Source organism: Arthrobacter sp. Bi26 (assembly GCF_918697925.1).
Lineage (GTDB): Bacteria > Actinomycetota > Actinomycetes > Actinomycetales > Micrococcaceae > Arthrobacter.
Genome location: NZ_CAKKMF010000186.1, coordinates 1 through 2,930 on the forward strand (window position 1 = coordinate 1; position 2,930 = coordinate 2,930).

General features: G+C 70.5%; 3 protein-coding genes. All 3 read left to right on the forward strand.

The window, feature by feature from the left end; translation table 11 throughout:
* Window positions 1-232: 232 nt before the first annotated feature.
* A complete protein-coding gene (locus tag LQV16_RS23280) occupies window positions 233-994 on the forward strand; it encodes a YcnI family protein (RefSeq protein WP_229996197.1) in 762 nt (253 codons plus the stop codon).
* Between the two features lie 113 nt (window positions 995-1,107).
* On the forward strand, window positions 1,108-1,803 hold the full coding sequence (locus LQV16_RS23285) for a FadR/GntR family transcriptional regulator (protein ID WP_229996198.1): 696 nt from the start codon (window positions 1,108-1,110) through the stop codon (window positions 1,801-1,803).
* 89 nt (window positions 1,804-1,892) lie between these two features.
* The coding region (locus LQV16_RS23290; protein WP_229996199.1) for an asparaginase at window positions 1,893-2,930 on the forward strand (1,038 nt) is incomplete at its 3' end.

The window sequence follows — 2,930 nt, forward strand, 5'->3', positions numbered from 1 at the left end:
GCAATGCCGATGCGCGCTCCCGGCCCCTGCACAGTCAACCTGGCCCTCCCCAAAATCCGGGTTGGCCTCCGCCTGCCGACCCGGCGCGGACCTCCGGCACCGCTGCCCGCCGCCTGACCAACCCCTTTCACACACGGACGGGGGCCACGGGCGGCCACCCGCTGCTACCGCCGGACGAACACCGGACCGGCCGGTTCCCACCGTTTATTCGTTAGTGAAAGGCCCCTTTGCCATGAAATCCTCCCTCCGCCGCACCCTCAAGACCGCCGCGGCCGCCACGATGACCGCCGGCCTGCTCGCCGCCGGCGCTGCAGCCGCCTCCGCCCACGTCCACGTCGACTCCGACGACCCGGCCGCGGGCGGCTACAGCCACCTGACGTTCAATGTCCCCAATGAGTCCGACTCGGCCAAGACCAGCAAGCTCGAAGTCACGCTGCCCACGGACACGCCGTTCACTTCGGTGTCGGTGAAGCCTGTCGAGGGCTGGAAAGCCGTAATCACCACGAGCGAGCTGCCGAAGCCGATCACGATCGCCGGCGCCACGGTCACCAAGGCTCCGAGTTCCGTGGTCTGGACGGCCGACGAGGCCCACCAGATCGGGCCAGACGAATACCAGGCCTTCTCCCTCTCCGTCGGCGTCCTGCCGGACGCGGGAACCACGGTGACGCTGCCGACGGCCCAGACCTACACCGACGGGACTGTCGTGAAATGGGACGAGAAGACGGTAGAGGGGCAGGCGGAACCCGAGCACCCGGCGCCCTCGTTCGTGACCACGGCCAAGGACGCCGATGCCCACGCCGCAGCCCCCGCCGCAGCCACGACTACGACGGCCCCCTCGCCGTCCGCCGCCCCGGTCGCGGAAGCAAGCACATCCGGTGATGCCGGCTCCGTGGCCGGCTGGATCGGCCTGGCCGCAGGCCTGCTCGGACTCGCCGCGGGCCTGACGGCCCTGGCCCGCACCCGCCCGTCCGGGTCAAGTAACTCAGGCAAGTAACGCAGTTAAGTAACCTGCCCCGGACCTCCGGCGCGAGAGACGACGGCGGCCCCGGACATCCGGGGCCGCCGTCACAATTGACACCGCGGTGTGATCCCTGCCATGTTTTAAGGGTGAACCTGTCAGACAGCCGGACAGCAGGACAGCCTTTGGCCCGCCTCAGTGCCGCCGAAGCCGTTTTCAACGTCCTCCGCTCCGAAATCGAATCCGGCAAGCTCGGCGTCGGCGCCAAGCTGAGCTCCGAGGCCAGCCTCGCCCAGCAGTACGGCGTGAGCCGCTCCGTGGTCCGCGAGGCATTGCGCTCCTGCACCGCCCTGGGCCTGACCGTCACCAAGACCGGGCGGGGCACGTTCGTCGTCGCCAACCACGTGGCCAAGGACCTGGTCCTGGGCCAATACTCCGCACGAGACCTCACCGAGGCCCGTCCCCATATCGAGGTTCCTGCCGCCGGACTGGCCGCGGAACGCCGTTCACCCGAGGAGCTGGACACCATGCGGGAGATCGTTGCCGCGATGAGCGGCGAGGACGACCCGGAAGTGTGGGTGGGCCTGGACTCCAGCTTCCACGCGATGATCGCGCGGGCCAGCGGGAACAAGGTGTTCGAAAACGTCGTCGCGGACATCCGGGATGCCCTCGCCCACCAGTCCGAAACCCTGAACATGGTGGCGGACCGCCAGCACGCTTCCGACGAGGAGCACCGGCGCATCCTGGCCGCGATCGAAGCCGGCGACGCGGCGACGGCGCGCATCGCCATGAGCCAGCACCTCCATGCCGTTGGCATCGCCCTCGACTCGATCCTCAACGCCTGACGGCAGATTCCTGACGCCGTTGTCAGCACCAAAAGCACCAACAGAGTGACCAGCCACCACAACCACACCGACCGCCACCAAAGGACGCAATGATTTCCCCTGCTCTCGCGCACGCCCCGACGCCGCTGGCCCCGGAGCGGCTCCCGCAGCACGCCCCGCTCGCGGTCCAGACCCGGGACGGCATCGTCGAAAGCGTCCACTACGGCTCGGTCATAGCCACCGCAGCGGACGGCCGGATCCTCCTGGCCGCCGGCGATCCCCTCGCCCCGTTCTACCCGCGGTCCGCCCTGAAGCCCCTGCAGGCCGTCGCCATGGTCCGTGCCGGGCTGGAGCTCCCGGACGATCTCCTCGCCCTCGCAGCCGCCAGCCATTCCGGAGCCGCCACCCACCGTGACGGCGCGCGGCGCATCCTGGACCTGCATGGCCTGACGCCCGCGGACCTCGAGAACAGTACTGACCTGCCCTACGGCGCCCGCGAGCGAGAGGACTGGCTCGGGGACGGCGGCCAGGCGACCCAGCTGGCGCAAAACTGCTCCGGAAAGCACGCCGCGATGGCTGCCACCTGCGTCATCAACGGCTGGCCGGTCCAGGGTTACCTTGACCCGGCGCACCCGCTCCAGCAACTCGTGGCCCAAACCGTGGTGGACCTGACCGGCGAGGACCCTCAGGCCACCACCACTGACGGCTGCGGCACCCCGCTGTTCGCACTCACCCTGCGCGGCATGGCACGGGCCTTCGGCCGCCTGGCCGCGGCCGCCGGAGCCGGCGGCAGTGCAGTAGCGGGATCCAGTGCGGAAGCCGCCGTCGCCCGCGCCATGCGCCGCCACCCCGAGATGGTTGCCGGCGAAGACCGGGACGTCACCGCGCTGATGCGGCTGGTTCCCGGCATGCTGGCCAAGGACGGCTTCGAGGGCGTCCAGCTGGTGGGCCTCCCGGACGGCCGCGCCGTCGCCGTGAAGGTCTCCGACGGCGGCGACCGCGCCAGGATGCCCGTCACCGTGCGGGTCCTGGCCGCGCTCGACGTCGACACCTCGTCCTTGGGGCGCCTCGCCGCGACCCCTGTGCTGGGCGGCGGCCGGCCCGTCGGGCTGCTGCAGGCCACCGATTTCCTCGCTGCCCCCACGACC